The 17399-nt window shown below is 45.4% G+C and carries 6 protein-coding genes; 3 read left to right on the top strand and 3 right to left on the bottom strand.

The genetic code is table 11. The annotated features are described in order from the left end of the window. The first annotated feature begins 4 nt into the window (after positions 1-4). Both K339_RS0107535 and K339_RS0107530 read left to right on the top strand, forming a co-directional pair. Entirely contained in the window at positions 5-9379 is a 9375-nt protein-coding gene (locus K339_RS0107535; protein WP_169731824.1) for a SpvB/TcaC N-terminal domain-containing protein, read from the top strand. A gap of 343 nt (positions 9380-9722) precedes the next feature. Then, positions 9723-10841 carry an OmpA family protein gene (locus K339_RS0107530; protein WP_028523063.1) on the top strand — a complete coding sequence of 373 codons (1119 nt, stop codon included), beginning with the start codon at positions 9723-9725 and terminating at the stop codon, positions 10839-10841. A gap of 70 nt (positions 10842-10911) precedes the next feature. Here the strand turns inward: K339_RS0107530 and K339_RS0107525 are convergent, their stop codons facing one another. The 3 genes from K339_RS0107525 to K339_RS0107515 form a co-directional block, all read right to left on the bottom strand. After that, complete coding sequence (locus K339_RS0107525) at positions 10912-13533, bottom strand: ABC transporter permease (protein WP_229598711.1); 2622 nt, start codon at positions 13531-13533, stop codon at positions 10912-10914. Then, positions 13530-13865 (bottom strand): PadR family transcriptional regulator, encoded by a 336-nt coding sequence (locus tag K339_RS0107520; protein ID WP_028523061.1) that lies wholly within the window; start codon positions 13863-13865, stop codon positions 13530-13532. The genes K339_RS0107525 and K339_RS0107520 overlap by 4 nt, the downstream gene beginning before the upstream one ends. Positions 13866-14041: 176 nt before the next feature. Further along, the gene (locus K339_RS0107515) at positions 14042-16501 is read right to left on the bottom strand and encodes a DUF5686 and carboxypeptidase regulatory-like domain-containing protein (RefSeq protein ID WP_169731823.1); all 2460 of its coding nucleotides are present in this window, start codon (positions 16499-16501) and stop codon (positions 14042-14044) included. Positions 16502-17109: 608 nt separating this feature from the next. On the opposite strand from K339_RS0107515, the gene K339_RS0107510 reads away from it, so the two are divergent. Next, the coding region (locus tag K339_RS0107510; protein WP_028523059.1) for a transposase at positions 17110-17399 on the top strand (290 nt) is incomplete at its 3' end.

Below are 17399 nucleotides of genomic sequence, written 5' to 3'. Positions count from 1 at the left end.
CCTTTTGAAAACCCTAAGACCCATTCGATGGGTGTCTGTTTTTGCCAAAGGAGTGGGGGGCGTTGCCTCGCTTGTTGTTTTGTTTGCGTTTTATAGTTCAAAAATTAAAACAACCAACGTTTTTGCAACCGAAGCACCCTCCACTACTAAAACGCTTTCGGTGGTAAGTGTACCTGTTTCAAAGCCAGTAAGATATGGATTCGATGCAGATATTGCCTATGGTTGCATTGGGACGACGGACAAAAAATCAATTGATAGTCCTTTCGATAATGTATTTCACGTACAAATTCCTGAGTTGCCTGGTACTGACTTTCAAGCATTTTTGGCGTATGAACTGTACGGTGTAAGCACCCACGAGTCTGTTGCACGAAGCATCAATGAATCGCAGGCGATTGGGGCGCATTTTGTTCAGCTCAATAAGGCGTGGAGTAGCCAACAAGAGACCATCCCCTTGGCACTTTTGCATTCTGGCGACAATGTCATTCGTTTTTCGTTGCCTTTGGGGGCAAATTATCATTACGAAGTTAAACAAGTACGCATCGTTTTTAAGCACCAGCCGAAGGGAGAGGGAGCGATTGTTCTCAACCAACCCGACAGCGTTTTTTATGGACAAAACGCATATATCAAAGGAATAATCCGCCTTCCTCAGTCGAAAAAAGGGAGCTCGAAAGAACCTGTTTTGTTGACTTGCGGTGACCAACGCATCCCTGTATATCGTGGTGAATTTGAAGCCTTGCTTGCCAACCCTGGCAAGACACCGTTTAGGTCATCGTTGAAAGCCACCTTTCCCAATGGTGAAGTCGTTACCAAAGACATTTTCTTTATTCGCTCTGAGAAAGCCGATCAAGTTTACAAGTCTGAGGTGAGGCAGGGGGAAAGTTTGGGGCGTTTTGACTGGGAGAAAGGGCTGGATTTAACCTTGGCTACGACCGCGATTTCAAATAGCGTGTCGATTCAACTCCCTGCTTTTGCTTTGCCCCAAAGTAAAATAATTTCAATCACGGCCCTACGCGCAATCGACTTGCCTGCGTTGAACGAAGACATGGTCAACGTAACAGCGGGGGCGGCAGGGTATCGTTTCTTGCCGCACGGAAGTCAATTTAGTAAAGCCGCCCAATTGAGTATTCCTTACGATAGCACGCTCATTCCTGAAGGCTACACGGCCAGCGACATTCGCACTTATTATTTTGATGAGCAAACCCGCAAGTGGCTTGTTCTACCGTTAGATTCGGTGGCGATGCTCTCAAACGTAGTTTTGTCTCATACACTGCATTTTACGGACATGATTAACGGGATTATAAAAGTGCCCGAATCCCCCGAAACGCAAGGCTATGCGCCTACGACCATCAAAGATTTTAAACCTGCCGACCCTTCGAAGGGTATTGCAATGATAGCGCCGCCCACGGCAAATAACATGGGCAATGCGGCGTTGGATTTTGGTCTAAAACTCCCTGTGGGGCGGCAAGGAATGCAGCCAGAACTAAGCATCCGCTACAACAACGGTGGGGGCAATGGCTGGTTGGGGTTAGGCTGGGACTTGTCTGTTCCTTCCATAAACCTAGACACTCGTTGGGGAGTGCCGAGGTACGATGCCCAATGGGAGACCGAAACGTATCAGTTGGAAGGGGAGCAATTGGCCCCCACGGCTCACCGCGCTACGTTGGAAAAACGCGGCATTGAAAAAGAATTTTTCCCACGCGTCGAGGGGAAATTTGATAGAATCGTTCGTCATGGTTCGCAGCCGTCGAATTATTGGTGGGAAGTTACTAACAAGAACGGAGTCAAAAATTTTTATGGCGGTTTGCCTGAGAAAGGGGTGGTGGACGCGGCCGTTCTCAAAGATACGCTAGGAAACATAGCCCATTGGGCGTTGGTACAAACGCGCGATTTGGACGATAACCGAGTACAATATACCTACGCCAACGTAAAAAACCCAGGGATAGTAGGTGGTAGGCTGGGCCAACAACTGTACATTGATAAAATTAATTATACGAACAAAGCTTCCACCGAAGGGCCTTATACGGTGACGTTTACGAGAGACCGACAATTGACGGAGTCACAGCGAAAAGATGTTAGTATTGATGCCCGTTATGGTTTTAAAATGGTCACGGCCGATTTGCTCCGAAAAGTTACCGTAACATTTACAAATCAGCTGGTTTGTACCTACGATTTGAAATACAAAGAAGGGGCTTTTTACAAAACATTGTTGGAAAGCGTGACCGAATTAGATGATGCAGGAAAGGAATTTTATACGCATCGTTTCGATTATTATGACGATGTTCTTGCGTCCTCAGGTTACGCTCCGTTGGGCGAATTGACAAAGTGGAAAGTAGAGAATGATGGTGCGAAAGGTGGTATCATCAATCCCATTCCAGGGTTTAATGACCAGAGTTCGGTGTTGAGTACCGAAAAATCCAACAGCTTTGGGGCAGGGTTGGCCCTCACCGTGGGGTTTATAGGCGATGGCTGGACCAAGCAGTTTACGGTGGGAGGAAGTTTTGAGTTTGACTATACGGGCAACGAAGGGGTGGTAAGCATGACGGACATCAATGGTGATGGCCTTCCCGACAAAATCATCAAATTAGGGAATCGGCTGTTTTATCGGGCCAATCTAAAAAATGCCAACGCTTTTGGAAACTTGAAGCCCATCAGTGGCGTCAATGATTTTAGTGCCAGTAACGCGCTTTCGTTTTCGCTGGGTTTACAGATTGTGCCGCCTTTGGGCTTTTTTGGGTATAATTATACCAATACTACCACCACGACCACCACCTATCTGTCTGATTTTAACGGAGATGGTTTGATAGACATTGCTTCTAACGGGCAAGTTTTTTTCAATCACCTCGACCCGCAGGGAGAACCTATCTTTGAACGAACGAGTACCCGTACTCCCAATCCACTTTTTTTGGGGGGAACGGTGGATAAAACTTTTTTTGCCCCAGATACGGCCTTGCAACACCGCCAAGAAAAAGAGTTTCCCTTACAGGATATCATACGTTTTTGGACGGCACCTTTCGACGGAGCGGTTCGTATTTCAGGCCCCATTCAATTGCTGAAAGCAGCGGATAGCCTTCGGTCAAAAAAAGAAGATGGGGTAAGGGTGAGTATTCAGGTACGAGACGGAATCGTGTGGAGCGATGCCATTGGCGCGGGAAACTTTACCCCCAAAATTCCGACAGGAGTGAATAATGTAAGGGTAAAAAAAGGCGATCGGGTTTATTTTAGGGTACAGTCGGTATATAATGGGGAAAACGACGAAGTGGCGTGGGATCCCATCATTGACTACGTGAGTGCGGTTTCACCCGTGCTGGATGTCAACAAAAAAGATACGCGGCACTACCAAGCCTCCGAAGACTTTATCCTCAGTGCCATTCAGCCGCTAGGGATTCCTGCATCGGGAACTTTAAAAATTTCGGGCGATTTTTTCAAGTCAATTACCTCGGATACTGTCATTGTTCGAATCGTTCGGAAGGATTCGCTGGGGGGAATTTCTATCCCTTTTCAGAAAGTATTTGCAGGAAATACCAACGCCAGTGGCCCGCTGAAAGATACGGTGCTAAATGTAACGGCCAAAGACTTGTTACGGTTTGAAATATATGCCGATTCGTACATTGACCGAACGGCAGTGCGCTGGTCGCCAAACTATGAACTAACGTTTGTGGATGTTTCGACGCGCCAGCCTGTGACACAAAAAGGGGGGATAGTGCCAGAAAATAACAATTATACCACTTGGTTTTCACCTACCCCCGTTGTCGAAAAAAATACCTCGGATACAGTTCGTTTGTATCCGTTGGTTTCCCTCAAGGCCGACAGTAGTGGAACCGTTGTGTTTACCATCAAAAGCCCTAATTCTTTGATAGCCAAGCGAATCATTGAGGTGAAGAATGGAAAAATTGTGGGTGCTGTTGATACGCTATCACTTATTTTACCCGCCCAAACCCCCATTTTTGTTGAATATCACGTACCCAACGTGGGTTTTGCCAAAGCCATGCAACAAATTGGCTATGGTAGCAAAATAGATACGCTCGTTAGTGACTCTACAGGAAAACACCGCAAAGTACTGCATAAGGTGCTGCCAGCGGGAATATATACCAATTCGGACGATGAGTTAAGCCCGCTTTTTCGCGGATGGGGACAGTTTTCGTTCGCGGGCGACAAAGGCAATGGCCCTTTGGATGAGTCAAAATTGAATTTCAACGAACTCAAAAATATTGATTACAAAAAAATACTCGCCGACACCGCCAGCTACCGAAAAGACCCCAATTCCCTTAAAAGTGTGCAAAGCCCTACCAATTCGGATTTTGGCCCGCTGTACGGCAATGCGACAAAAAACGCGTGGATAGGGCGCGATAGTTCGGTATTTGTGTCAAAAACGACCATGAGCAGCTCCCGTTTGTGGAAGCACGATGTGGCCGTCGATAGCCTGATGTTGGGCACTGGGGCGTCGTTGACGGCGGTTTCCAAAATCGAACGAAGTGATGTCAATAGCCTTTCGGGGGGATTTGTGATTTCGGGTAGCTATTCTAATGCCTCAACGACCAATTTGCTCGACATGATGGACATGAACGGGGACGATTATCCCGATGTTTTGCACGTCAATGATGTACAGTTTACTTTGCCAAATGGAGGGTTAGAATCCAAGGGACGACCCAATGCACTGTTGCCCACCAACACCTCCGCCAACTCATTTGGGCTTAGTTTGGGCGGAAAGTTTCCCAAAGCCTCGGCTTCCAACAAACGTAGTGGAAGCGGTGCTAAAAATAATAAAACGGCCTCCAATTCCCGAAGTGAACACAGTTCCGCAAATGCTTCCATTGGTCTTTCGGGAAGTGTGGGCTACAACGAACAATCAGGAACGGCGGCTTGGATTGATATGAATGGCGATGGTTTGCCCGATAAAGTGTATAAAAATGGCGAAGTAGCCCTAAACCTTGGGTATTCGTTTGCGACTCCCGAGCGCTGGAATTTTGAAAATATCGAAGAAAGTAAATCCACTAGCTTTGGAGCGGGAATTGGGGTAAACCTCTTTTCGGGAACCATTGAAGCGGGCATTGGAATGTCGCGCAGTGACGATAATACCCAACTGACCTTCCAAGACATCAACGGCGATGGCTTACCCGACCGAATCACCTTGACCAATCCACTGACGGTTCAATTGAATATGGGCAACCGCTTTGCCCCCCCGCTGCTGTGGAAAGGAGCGACAAGTCTCAATAAAACCGTTTCCGTTGGGGAGTCCATCAACGCCGCTCTGACCATTGCCATCAACATTATCATCATAAAAATTTGTATTAACCCTTCTTTTAACGTTGGTCACGGTGTTTCGGGACAAATGGATCAGTTGCTGGACGTTAATGGCGATGGTTACCTCGACGTGGTACATTCCGAAAATGAAGGAGATTTGTCGGTGCGTAGTTCTACCATTGGGCGTACCAATATGCTACGGCGCGTTCAACGGCCTTTAGGTTCTTATTTTTCAATGAATTACGAACGCTTGGGCAATACCTACGAAATGTCGTCCCAAAGCGTGTGGGCGTTGAATAGCCTAGAAGTGTACGATGGTGTAGCGGGCGACGGGATAGATACCCTGCGTAGTCGGTTTCGTTATGCCAACGGACGTTATGATCGCCGTGAAAGAGAGTTTTACGGTTTTGCAAATGTCGTTACTGAAGAGCTAAATACCGCCAACAACAATGCCGTGTACCGCACTTCGGAAGAAGTTTTTTTGAACCAAAACTATTACCTAAAAGGGTTGCTCAAAAACGAAATCTTGCGCGACGCTGCGGGTAATAAATTCAATGAAAGTAGTAACACCTATGAGTTAAGAGCCGTGCGCGACAGCGTGTTTTTCCCTGCCCTGATTCGAAACGATAGGTGGATATACGAAGGAAAAGCTTTGGCGGGTGCGAGTACGTATATGCAGTACGATTATGATGCTTTTGGAAACATTAGTAAGCTCATTGATGCAGGTAATGGCACGCCCCAAGACTTACTTACTGCCAAAGTTTCGTACCATAACAACGAGGTTGCTTACCTCAAAAACATTCCTGCGGAAGTAATTGTGACAACGGCTGAAGGAACCAAAAGAAGACGTATTACCGCCATAGATAGCAAAGGGCATCTCACCCAAGTGCGAACGTTTTTAGCCGATGGAATTTCGGCCAATTATGACCTTGAATACGACGAATACGGTAATTTGAGTAAACTTTTACGTCCCGCCAATTACCGAGGGCAACGCATGTTTTATCAATATGCCTACGACAACGTGACGCACAGCTACCCCGTAAAAACCACTGATGCTTATGGCTATAGCAGTACGGCAGAGTATGAATACCGTTTTGGCAATAGAATACAAAGCAACAGTATTCAAAATCAACCAATTCGATTTGGAATCGACAACCGAGGTCGTATTAGCACCATTACGGGGCCTTATGAATTGGCCGCGGGCAAAGCATATACTTTGGCCTTTGAGTACCATCCCGAGGCCAGCACCCCGTACGCCATTACCCGTCACTACGACCCTGAATACGACAGTACCATCGACATCGTGACTTTTATGGATGGTTTAGGGAGAGAAATTGAGACCAAAAAATTGGGGGCGCTTTTTAAAGGTAAAAACCTCGCTGATGAATTAAAAATGATTGTATCCGGGGGTGATATATACGATGCTTTCGGACGGGTTGTCAAAAAGTATTACCCTACAACGGAGGTACTGGGGACTGAAAATACTAAGTTATCAACGACGGTTGGGAACCTCCTCGAATCAGTCAGTTATGACATCACCGACCGAGTGGTGCGGCGAGAATTGGCCGATGGTACGGTTGAAACCATGAGCTACTCGGCGCTTAATAATCAGCTCATTACCGAAAGCAAGGATGGGCTGGGGAATAAAATTGAAACATTGGACGATATAAGAGGGCGTCAAGTCCAAGTAAGGCAGTATGGAGGCCCCGATGGGACGATTGTTACCAATTATTTCTACAATGCCCTGAGTGAATTGTTGCGGGTAGAAGACCACCTTAAAAACAATATTGTTAATACTTATGACAACCTCGGACGTCGTCTTAGCACTTTGCATCCTGATGCGGGTTTAACCGAATTTAGCTACGATTTGGCGGGGAACTTGGTACAAAAAACAAGCGCCCAACTTCGAAAAGCAATTGCAAAAGGAGGGGCTATCAAGTACGGTTACGATTACGAACGCCTTGTGGACATCGATTATCCCATTTATTACCAAAACAAAGTAAGTTATAGCTACGGCGCTCCCAACTCGGGCAATCGGGCGGGGCGGCTGACATTGGTAAAAGACGCAAGTGGTGGGCGAGAGCTTTTCTATGGAAAATTAGGCGAAGTCACCAAAGAGATTCGGACGGTGTTGGTCAATGAAGTTTTTTATACTACCTATGTCAGTGAGCAAGAATATGACACTTGGAATCGCCTCAAAAAAATGATTTACCCCGACGGTGAAGTGGTTAATTATCACTACAATCGGGCAGGTAGCTTGTACAGTATCGATGGACAAAAGACGGGGAATGCGTATTCGTATGTCAGCAAAATAGGCTACGATGAATACGAAGCCAAAGTGTACATTAAGTATGGCAATGGCACCGAAATGAATTATACCTTTGATGAGCAGCGTCGCCGCCTTAAAGGCTTGCAAACTACGGCAGCAAGTGGTCGTTCGATGCTGAACAACAGCTATACCTACGATGCCGTCAGTAACATTACAGGGATTATTAACAACAGCTTGCCACAACAAGGAAAACTCGGAGGCAAAGCCAGTCAAAAATACAACTACGACAATTTGTACCGACTAGTCGCCGCCACGGGACAGTACGAGGGCAGCAAAGACACGGCGTCCTATACGTTGGGAATGGCCTACGATAATTTGTCGAACATCCTCAGCAAAAAATTAACAAAACGCGACACGTCGGGGAATTACGAATATAACTACCAATACGGTGGCGCTGCTCCCCACCAACCCACCCAGATTGGCAGCAAAAAAAGTCGTTACGACCTCAACGGAAACCTCACGGCTTTCGGTAGTGCCGAGTATTTTTGGGACGAAGACAATCGCTTAATGGCCATCCTCGACAGTGGCCTATTCAGCGAATACACCTACGATGCGGCGGGCGAGAGGGCGATAAAAAGCAGTGGCGGAGTTCAAGGTACTTGGCTCAACGGCGCTGCGGCGGGCACCATCAACCACCGCGACAATTATACGGTTTACGTAAGTCCGTATTTGGTATGTAGAAGGACGGGTTTTACCAAGCACATTTACGTCGAAACTGAGCGGATTGTTTCCAAAATTGGTACGGGAAATTTTACCAATATTTCTTTTCCTCAATCGGCACTGACGGCAGGGGGAGTCAATTACATTCAGCGAGCCGCGCAGTTGAAACAAGACCGTGTCAATTACTACGCTACTTTGGGTGTTAGCCCTGGCCCACCGACCCAAAAATTGTTTTATGCCGAACCCCAAAACAGTGGTATTGCACCGCCCGTGTTGGTGGACAGTACCGCAGGGAACATTCCTGCTGGGTGGCCAGGCAATACCACCAAACCAACCAACGGCCCACCCATTTATGTCAGCCCGATTCCGAGTAATGACTCCGTAAAGGCAGGGTATGGGTTTCGAGGAACGGGGCACATTGCAGAGCTCAACCAATATTTTTACCACGGAGACCATTTAGGAAGCACTTCCTACGTAAGCAACGTGCTAGGAGAAGCTGTTCAGCACGTGGAGTATTCGGCGTTTGGAGAAACGTTTTTTGAAGAACGTAACAGTTCCGATGCGACTCCCTATTTGTACAATGCCAAAGAAAGAGATGCCGAAACGGGATTGTATTATTATGGGGCAAGGTATTATGATGCTACAAGTTCAATGTGGTTATCAGTTGACCCGCCGATTTTTGGGGAGTATCTGGGCGGTAATCGTAATGGGGGCGTCTTTAATCCCCGCAATATAGAAGTATATGGGTATGTATATCAACGACCCATCATACTAACAGACCCCGATGGACTGAGTGGTAACGGTGGGGGATGGGTAATGCCTGGAGAAAAAAAGGCAGTAAAAAAAGCGAATAACAAAGGAAAAATTCGTGATGTTTCTAAAGACCGTCCTTCCACTGCTGGGGTTAAAACAAATAGTAGGCCTGCCGATATGCCAAATGGTGATGCCGAAATACAAGCTATGGTAGATATAAAAGCTAATCCAAAATTAGGAAAAATAATTATGGAAGATTTGGATGATCCAGCATTTCAGAATGGAGTAAAAATGTCTTACACTCCAAAAGGTACAAACGTTGAAATTCATTATGTCGCCACTTTTAAAAAAGGTAAAATGAAAACGGTGGCAGATTTTAAGTTTAAAAATAAATAAAGCAGACAACGACTCTAATAGATTAAGTGTTCGTGTAGATTATTTTTTACCTTCAAAGCCACTAAAATGAAAAATAATCATTTCTTAAGTAGTTGAGCAAAAGTTCTAGGGTAATTCAAAGTAGCCTCGGTAGAGGCGCAACATTTGTAGTAGCAGAAGGATATTTTTTAATTTTTGCTTCGGACGGGGCCGCCCGAGCGGAAGCATAACAATGCAATAGGTTATGCTTCCGCACAGGCGGCCCTGTCCGAAGCAAAAGGATTCTAACTTTATGGACGGATTTCTTATTCTACAAAGGTTTTGCTTCGCCGAAGCAAAATAAATTACTAATACACTAAAATTTATGCGCAACTACTTAAAATCTCTAAACCTTCTGCTCTTCGTCCTCCTGAGCATCCAGCAAGTCCATGCCCAAAAAGACAGTCTTTTGCTCAAAATCTATTTTTCGGAGGGGAAATTTGGGCTGAGTCCTGCGGCTAAAACGTTGCTTAAAGACTTTGCCGTGCAGCACAAAAACCAGTCACACATCAACATTGCGGGGCGCGGTGACCGCCACGGCTCCGATGCCCTCAACGACAGCCTGTCGCTCAAACGCGCATTGGCAGTAAAGACTTTCTTAATGGCTAACGGCTTTGCTCGCGAAAACATTCATGGCATCATTGGCTATGGTCGTCGCAATCCTGTCGAACGAACGCAACCTTATATTGATGCTGAAAATCGCGTTGTATGGATTACGGTTTACGCGAAAGAAGACACCACAAAAAAAATAAAAACGGTGATTGTATATCGTGACTCGCTTCCGCCCAAACCTGCCATTAAAACGGTTTCAATCAGAGATACCCTCATTCAACTACTGCCCCCTTTTCCTTCGGCCTATTTGGTGGGCAACCGAAAACCGCTAAAGGGCGATACGCTGCACATTGATACGACGATGTCGCAGGTAAAAACGACCCTGTTCATCACCCGTAAAATTTATGTAGCCAATGATACTACCCACGTTTTTTACACCAAAGGAGTGAAAGAAATCCCTGAAAAAACCAAGGGAGCGGCTATTGCTCGGGCTTTTTTAGACAGCTTGCAAAACAGTGAAGTGGGCGATGCGATCATCATTCGACGGCTGAGTTTTGAGTTTGGCTACCACCTCATGCCCACCACCAACCTGGCAGCATTGGAAGCGGTGGCAACTGCGCTTAAAACCCATCCTGAACTTAAATTGGAAATTCGTGGGCACGTTTGTTGTGGCGATTTGGGGCAAGATGTATATGACAAACAAACAAGTCAGTACGATCTTTCTATCAATCGTGCCAAAGAAGTGTATGAATTTTTGGTTGCAAATGGTTCGGATAAAACCCGCCTATCGTATGCAGGATACGGTATGAAGCAACCGATGGTGTATCCAGAAAACGGTAAAAACGACCAGTACCGAAATCGCCGAATTGAGTTTGTGATTTTAAACAAATAAAAACCTTGGGTTAGATACAGTGTGTGTGTTGTGCTCGAAAGCAAAGCCTTCGAGCACAACACACAGGTTATTACTCATTCTTCAACACATTCGCAGGATTGGTGCGGGCAGCTTTTAGGGTTTGAGAGCCAATAAGCACAAAAGCAAGGAGCAAAATAGCCCAAAAACCGACCGTTAATTCCCAAAAATGGATGGGCTGGTGGTAGGCAAATTGGGTAAGTACCAATTTATCAAACAACAAATACGTGCTAGGCAGGGCAATGGCCGCCGAAAGTACCAACAACCCCAAAAATCCCTTGCTAAGAAAATAAACCAACGAAGGTTCATTGGCCCCCAACACTTTACGAATGCTGATTTCTTTGAGTTTGGTTTCGGTTGTAAACACGACCATCCCAAACAAGCCTAACGAAGCAATGCAAACGGCTAAAAAGGCCAGAAATCCAATGACTTTCACGATAACCGAAAATTGGCGGTAGGCTTCTTCGATTTGGTCATCGTAAAAATGGGCATCCAAAGGGTGAACCTTGTCAATGTGCTTCCACACGGCTTCAATCTGCGCCATGGTGGCGGGCAAGTCTTTGGCGTTGATTTTGAGGTTAAGGTTGCCTTCGTTGGGGGAATAAAAAAACACAAAAGGCTCAATGCGGTGTTCTACCGTTCGGTAATGAAAGTCCTTGACTACCCCAACAATAGTAAACTTTTTCCCGTCCAGGGTCTTGATTTGTTCTCCGATGGCCTTGGTCGGATGACCGCCGCCGATGTTGAATCGTTTTATGACTTGCTCATTGACAATAACTTCCGAACTTTCTTCGCTTTTAGCCCGTGGCCTAAAATGTTGTCCCGCAAGCAGTCGATGCCCGTGTAAGGGCAAATAGCGTTCGTCCACGTAGTTTTGGGCGATGTTGGAAGAATCATCAGGCTGTTGGTACTTAATCATGGTGCCATACACGCTCCCTAGGCTTGTGACGAGCCGAGACGTGGAAATGTCGGTCAAGCTTGGGATTTCGGCCAATTCTTTCCGAAGAATTTCACTTTTGTTGCCTTGCAGGTTGATATTCAGGATGTTTTCGGTAGAAAATCCAAGGTCAAAAACGATAAAATGTTTGTATTGATTATAACCGAGAATGGTGGTCGTGATGAAAATCAGGGAAAACGTATATTGAACAACGATAAGCGCTTTGCGGAGGTTAACGCGGCGGAAAAGGGGCACCGAGGAAGCGTCTTTTAATACCTGAATGGCCTTGATACGGGCAAAAAATAGCGCAGGTAAGAAACCCGCAGCAATGCCAACCAAGGCCGATAAACCGATAAAATATAATATGATTTTGGGCGAAAGCTCTAGTGAAACAATTTCGGTAAGCTGAGGCGCTAGACCCAAAAACTGTGCCCGTAGTACCAAAAAAAGTAAAAATGCCAATAGCAGCGCCATCAAAGAAATTAGTACTGATTCGGTAATAAATTGGAGCAGTACGTGTTCCTTAAATGCCCCAATAATTTTGCGCACGCCCACCTCCCGTGCTCGACGAAGCGACCGCGCGATGGAGAGATTGGTGTAATTGAAACAGGCCGATAAAATGACAACCAACACCAAGCCTGCTAGTACCCAGATGGTTATTTGGTTCATGGTGGGGCCAGGGGTATTTTCTAAGCGGTTGCCAATCGTAATGCTGTTTAAGGATTGGGGACTCAACTGAATTTGTTGATTTTTAAGTTGTTTGTTTTCCGATAAACAAAGCTTATCGAGGTTTGCTTGCAGGGTTTCAAGTGAGCTGTTTTCGGGCAGTACTATGTAAGTATAATTTGAAAAAACGTTACCCCAACCCATAAAACCACCGTCAAAATCGGGTTTTTGGAGTTCGATACTGGCGAAAGAAACCAGTGCCTCAAAACGTAAGTGAGACAGTTTGGGAATGTCTTTCATGACGCCCGTGATGGTATATTCGGTGGTATCAAACCGAACGCTTTTGCCCAGTACATCGGTGTCGCCAAATAGTTTTTGGGCGGTTTTTTCGGGCAAAACAATCGTGTATGGATTTTTTAACGCGGTGGCAGGATTTCCAGAAAGTAACGGAAAGGTAAATACTTTAAAAAAGGACGCATCGGCCCATAAACCACCAAGAGGAAGCGTGGTTTCATTGACTTTGGCATCCCCGCCGAAGCCACGCCGTAATAACGTGACTTGCTCCACGTTGGGGAAAGTTTCCTGAATTTTTTTGCCCGCCAACACCGACCCCGAGGCGAGTTCAATGGAGGGTTGTCCCGTGGGTTGGAGTGAGGTGTTGATGCGGTAAATACGGCTCTTTTTTTCGTGAAAATCATCGTAAGAAAGCAAATCGCTCAAAAAAGAAATCATCAATAATCCCACCGACATACTAATGGAAAGTCCGATAATGTTGATGGCTGAAAAGAGTTTGTTGCGAACCAAACTGCGTCGTGATGTTTTAAAATAGCTGTTAAACATGATGGTATAAGTAAAAAATGAATAAAAATTGGGCGCACGTAGGGTGTAAAGTCGGATAAACTTCAGGACGTCTATCCAATAAATAAAACGGGCGTAGCGAAGGCCACGGCGTTGAAGATTACGCTCAAAAAATTCGTAGAGGTCGCCTTGTAAATCTTCGGCGAGCTCGGGGCGACAATACCACTTCAAAAGTTGCTGTGCCCTGCGGGGAGGTTGGGGATGGAGACTCATACTGCGCCGCCAAGGTTAAGGTCGGGGATGATTCGCCAAAGTCCTTCGCGAACTTCACGGGCGTTTGTTAACGCAATTTTTCCCGCTTGGGTTACTTCGTAGTAGCGTTTGCGTTTTCCCCCGCGTGCGTTGGTGGCTTCACCCAAAAAACTTTTAGCTAACCCCTTTTCTTCGAGACGATTGAGTACTGCATGAACAACTCCTAGTTTGGCCGCTCGTCCTGTATGTTTTTCCAATTCGTCGCAAATCGCTACGCTGTAGGCTTCGCTGGCTAAGGCGGCAATCGTGAGTAAAACCAATTCCTCAAACTCCCCCAAATTTGTCCCTTTCATTGACTGTTTCTATTTATTTTGTAAATGTATGTAAAATAGGCTTGATAAATTCATTATTTGTATGTAAAATATTTTTTTAACACATAGGACATATTAGAATTTTCACATAGAGCACGAGCCTATGTATCCTATGTGAAAATTCTAAGTGAACTATGTGTTTCCAATAAAGCCTTGTTTTAGAAACTCCACGTATTTTTAGCGGCATTGTAAGGCTCAATCGAGAATTTGACGCCGTTGCTCACCCCAAAGGTATTGGACTGGCCGATGACATAATACGCACCTAAGCGTATTCGCTCCCGACCGATTTTGAAGATGCGATTTAACCCAAAATACAATTCCGAATACTGGAATTTCCGTTCGGGGACGTACAAAAAGCCGCCTCCTGCCATTTCGCGGATTTTGGTCTTATTTAAAAGTGGGATTTTACTGGTCAGAAAACCGTTGAACTGATGTACATAATGCGTCTCCAAATGCCAGTTGAACACGGGAAATGTCTGTGGGATAAGCTGGTAGGTGTACATGGCGGGGGAGAAAAAGTAGCGGTCGCCGCCCCGCATGTAGGAGTAGTCCATCACGGCTAGGCTCGTGGTATCCAAAAACTTACCCGCACTGATGCGATACTCCGACGTACCGATGATTCCGACGTTGAACGTCTGCCGAATAGAGGCGGAGAGTTTGGTGTAAACGTTGGTATTTTTGCCCGAAACAGGCCAAGCACGGTCGATGTTCAAACCAAAAGTAGGGTAGTTGGAACCCAGAATTACTTTTTCGTTGGGCTCACGTAGGTAGAGTTGGCGCGGCGTATATTCGATACCGAAAACGGTTCGGTAAATATGTGTGGTCGGGAAAGGTTGGGGGGCATTATTGCTAAAAATGCGGTCGCCGAGCGAGCTAAACTGGAAATTAGACAAGTCGCGGCGGGTTTCGTAATAGGCTTGGGCGCTGAAATAAAAGCCGTTGAAAAGCTCCGTTCGGTGGGTGAGGTTGATGTACTGATTTCGGTAAAAATTGCTACGTCGGGCAATGTCGCTAATCGTCGCTGCGCCGTTGATGACATTGAATCCCGAGCCCATCGACAGACTAATGTTGGATACTTTGAGGGGATTGTAAAAGTAGCTAACATTCACAAAACCAATGACATCCTTGTTTTTGAACCCATAGCCCAAGTTACTATTGAGCCACAACTGTTTTCGATTTTCTTGGCGTTTGTAAAAACCCGCCCCGTATCGCACCCGCCACCCACCAATGGCCAAGGGGTCAACCAGCCCAAGTACGGGGTCGAAGTGCCAAGTCATCTTTTTTTCGCGGTTGATGTGCCCAATGCCCAAATACACCACTTTGGGAAACGTAATGCGGTTGAAGATCTTATCAATCGAATCTAAATACGCTTTAGAATTTACCAAGGCTTCTAATCGTTCTCGTTCTTTGATAAATTTTTGTTCATCTTTGGTCAAAGGTTGCGGGCGAATCTGTTCCCAAAAAGTTGTGTCGCGTTTGTATGCCTCGGCGGTCGTGACGCCTACTTCGTCCCCAAAAAAACGTTTGGGTAGCGTCAAATCAAAAGCGTAATCGGAGTGTAGCACTTCGGTTTTTCCCGCTTTCTTGGTGTTGCCTTCTTTTACTTTCCAATGGTACGTAACCCGCGTCGGTATCCACCGCCCTTGCACAAGTTCAAATTGCTGTTTTACGCCAAATTCATCATAGCGTAGTAGCCCGCGTTTGGTGATTTGTAGGTCAACGTTGCGCAAAACCCATTCATCCTCAATGACTTCGATGGTGCCTTCGTACAACGCATTGCCTAATTCACGGGGGATGACTTTGATTTGGTAGATTTTATGCGGGCCGTCGATGTAGTATTTCAACAGTTGAAAACGGTAGCTCAAAAACGTCAGGTCGCTCAGTGGAGAGGTAATTTCGTTGTCGCCAATTTTCGCGATTTTTTGGTGGTTTTGGTAAAGATTAAACTCCCCATCGGTCACCGATTTGAAAAATAACGTGCTTTGGTCACCAATCCGTTTTACGGCTTCGCGTTCCTCTTTTTGTTGCCCTGTCCGACTTTGGTGTCGAATGAGTTGACATTCAAAGAGATTCAATTTGGGAATGCTGTCGGTAAGCACTGGTTTTTTGAGTGCGTCTTCTACTTTGGCGGGCGTATCATCGTCTTTTTTTGGAGCAACTTTTTTGGTTTCAAGCCGTTCAACGCTCTTGATATAGGCTTTGGTACGGTAGTTTTGATATTGATTCAGTAGCGAGTCTTTGCGTTGGAGAACATGCTTAATAACCTCATACGAATAATCTTTTTTCTTGACCTTGACCACCACTTCGTCGAGCTGTTTTTGGTCAATTTTGAGGAAAACATTTTTGACCAGATTCTTGGCCGCTACTACTTCAAACACTTCGGTCTGGTAGCCCATCGACGACACCGAAATACGGTTGAGACCCTCTAATAATTTGATTTGGTAGCGCCCATCTTTGTCGGTAATGGTTCCCGTACCTGCATTGACCACCCGCACCGTGACGCCAGGGATAGGCTCGTTGGATTCGGAGTACACAAACCCGCGTAGCTGGTAAAACTCTTGGGAAAAGGCTGGTACAACAACAAAAAGGCAGAATAGAATAGATAAAATAGTTCTCAAAACGATGGCTGGTTAGGTAATGGCTGTTAATTCCCTAACGCAGAAATCGGCGTTTATGCTATATTGAGGTTGAAAAATTCGCCGTTTTGCTGTGAGGGTTTGCCTCAACGCCTAAGAAACCAGTACTTTTTTAGGAATTACCCTGATTCTGTGACATTGTAATGTGTTGAATACATTGGAGGAGTAGAATAAAGACGAAGCCAATTCGGTGAATTGGGCTGTATTAGCATAAATTTTTTGAAAATTCATAAGGCTTTTTATTGAGAAATAGGTTTTTAAAATGGAGTAATGCTTTGGTAGTGAGTGATTTGTGTTAATGCTTGTTCTCTTTCTGAAATATGTTTAACTTTCCGAGGGAATCAGGTTGAACGTATTAAATAAAAGGTAACGACTGGTAATTTCCTGATGGTCAAATTGGTACGTTGGGGTTAAAACAATACTCGTTATTTGGCATTTCCTCTCCTAAAAGTGACAGTAACTTTCAGGAAGAGGTAAAAAGCTCTTAATTTTAGAGATTAGACAATTGGTAATATAGTTTTTACGCTAAGAATCTAGCCCGCTAAAAAGTTGGACACAAATTAGGGTATAACTTTTAAATTTGTGATTCAATGGGAAAGCATCAAAAATCATGGAGCCAGGAGGAAAAACTGACCATAGTGAATTACTACAAAGAACACGGAGCTGCTAAGACATCTAAGGAGTTTAACGTCTCGAGTGCAAACATTTATAACTGGGTTTCCCAGTACGAAAAAGGAGGTTTTTCAAGCCCATCCAGCGTTAGTAACTCTGATAAAGACAAAGAGATTCTTCGCCTTCAGCGAGAGATTCAAGCTTATAAAGAGATAATCGCTGAAAAAGAATTGTCACTTAGAATCAAGGATGCTTTGTTAAAAAAAAG

This window comes from Runella limosa DSM 17973, from assembly GCF_000482465.1.
GTDB lineage: Bacteria > Bacteroidota > Bacteroidia > Cytophagales > Spirosomataceae > Runella > Runella limosa.
The sequence above is the reverse complement of the archived record's forward strand: the minus strand, read 5'-3'. Positions and strand labels throughout refer to the sequence as shown.

Coding starts and splice junctions, on each gene's coding strand:
- K339_RS0107530 (WP_028523063.1), top strand. CDS start 9,723: ATGCGCAACTACTTAAAATCTCTAAACCTTCTGCTCTTCGTCCTCCTG.
- K339_RS0107525 (WP_229598711.1), bottom strand. CDS start 13,533: ATGAGTCTCCATCCCCAACCTCCCCGCAGGGCACAGCAACTTTTGAAG.
- K339_RS0107520 (WP_028523061.1), bottom strand. CDS start 13,865: ATGAAAGGGACAAATTTGGGGGAGTTTGAGGAATTGGTTTTACTCACG.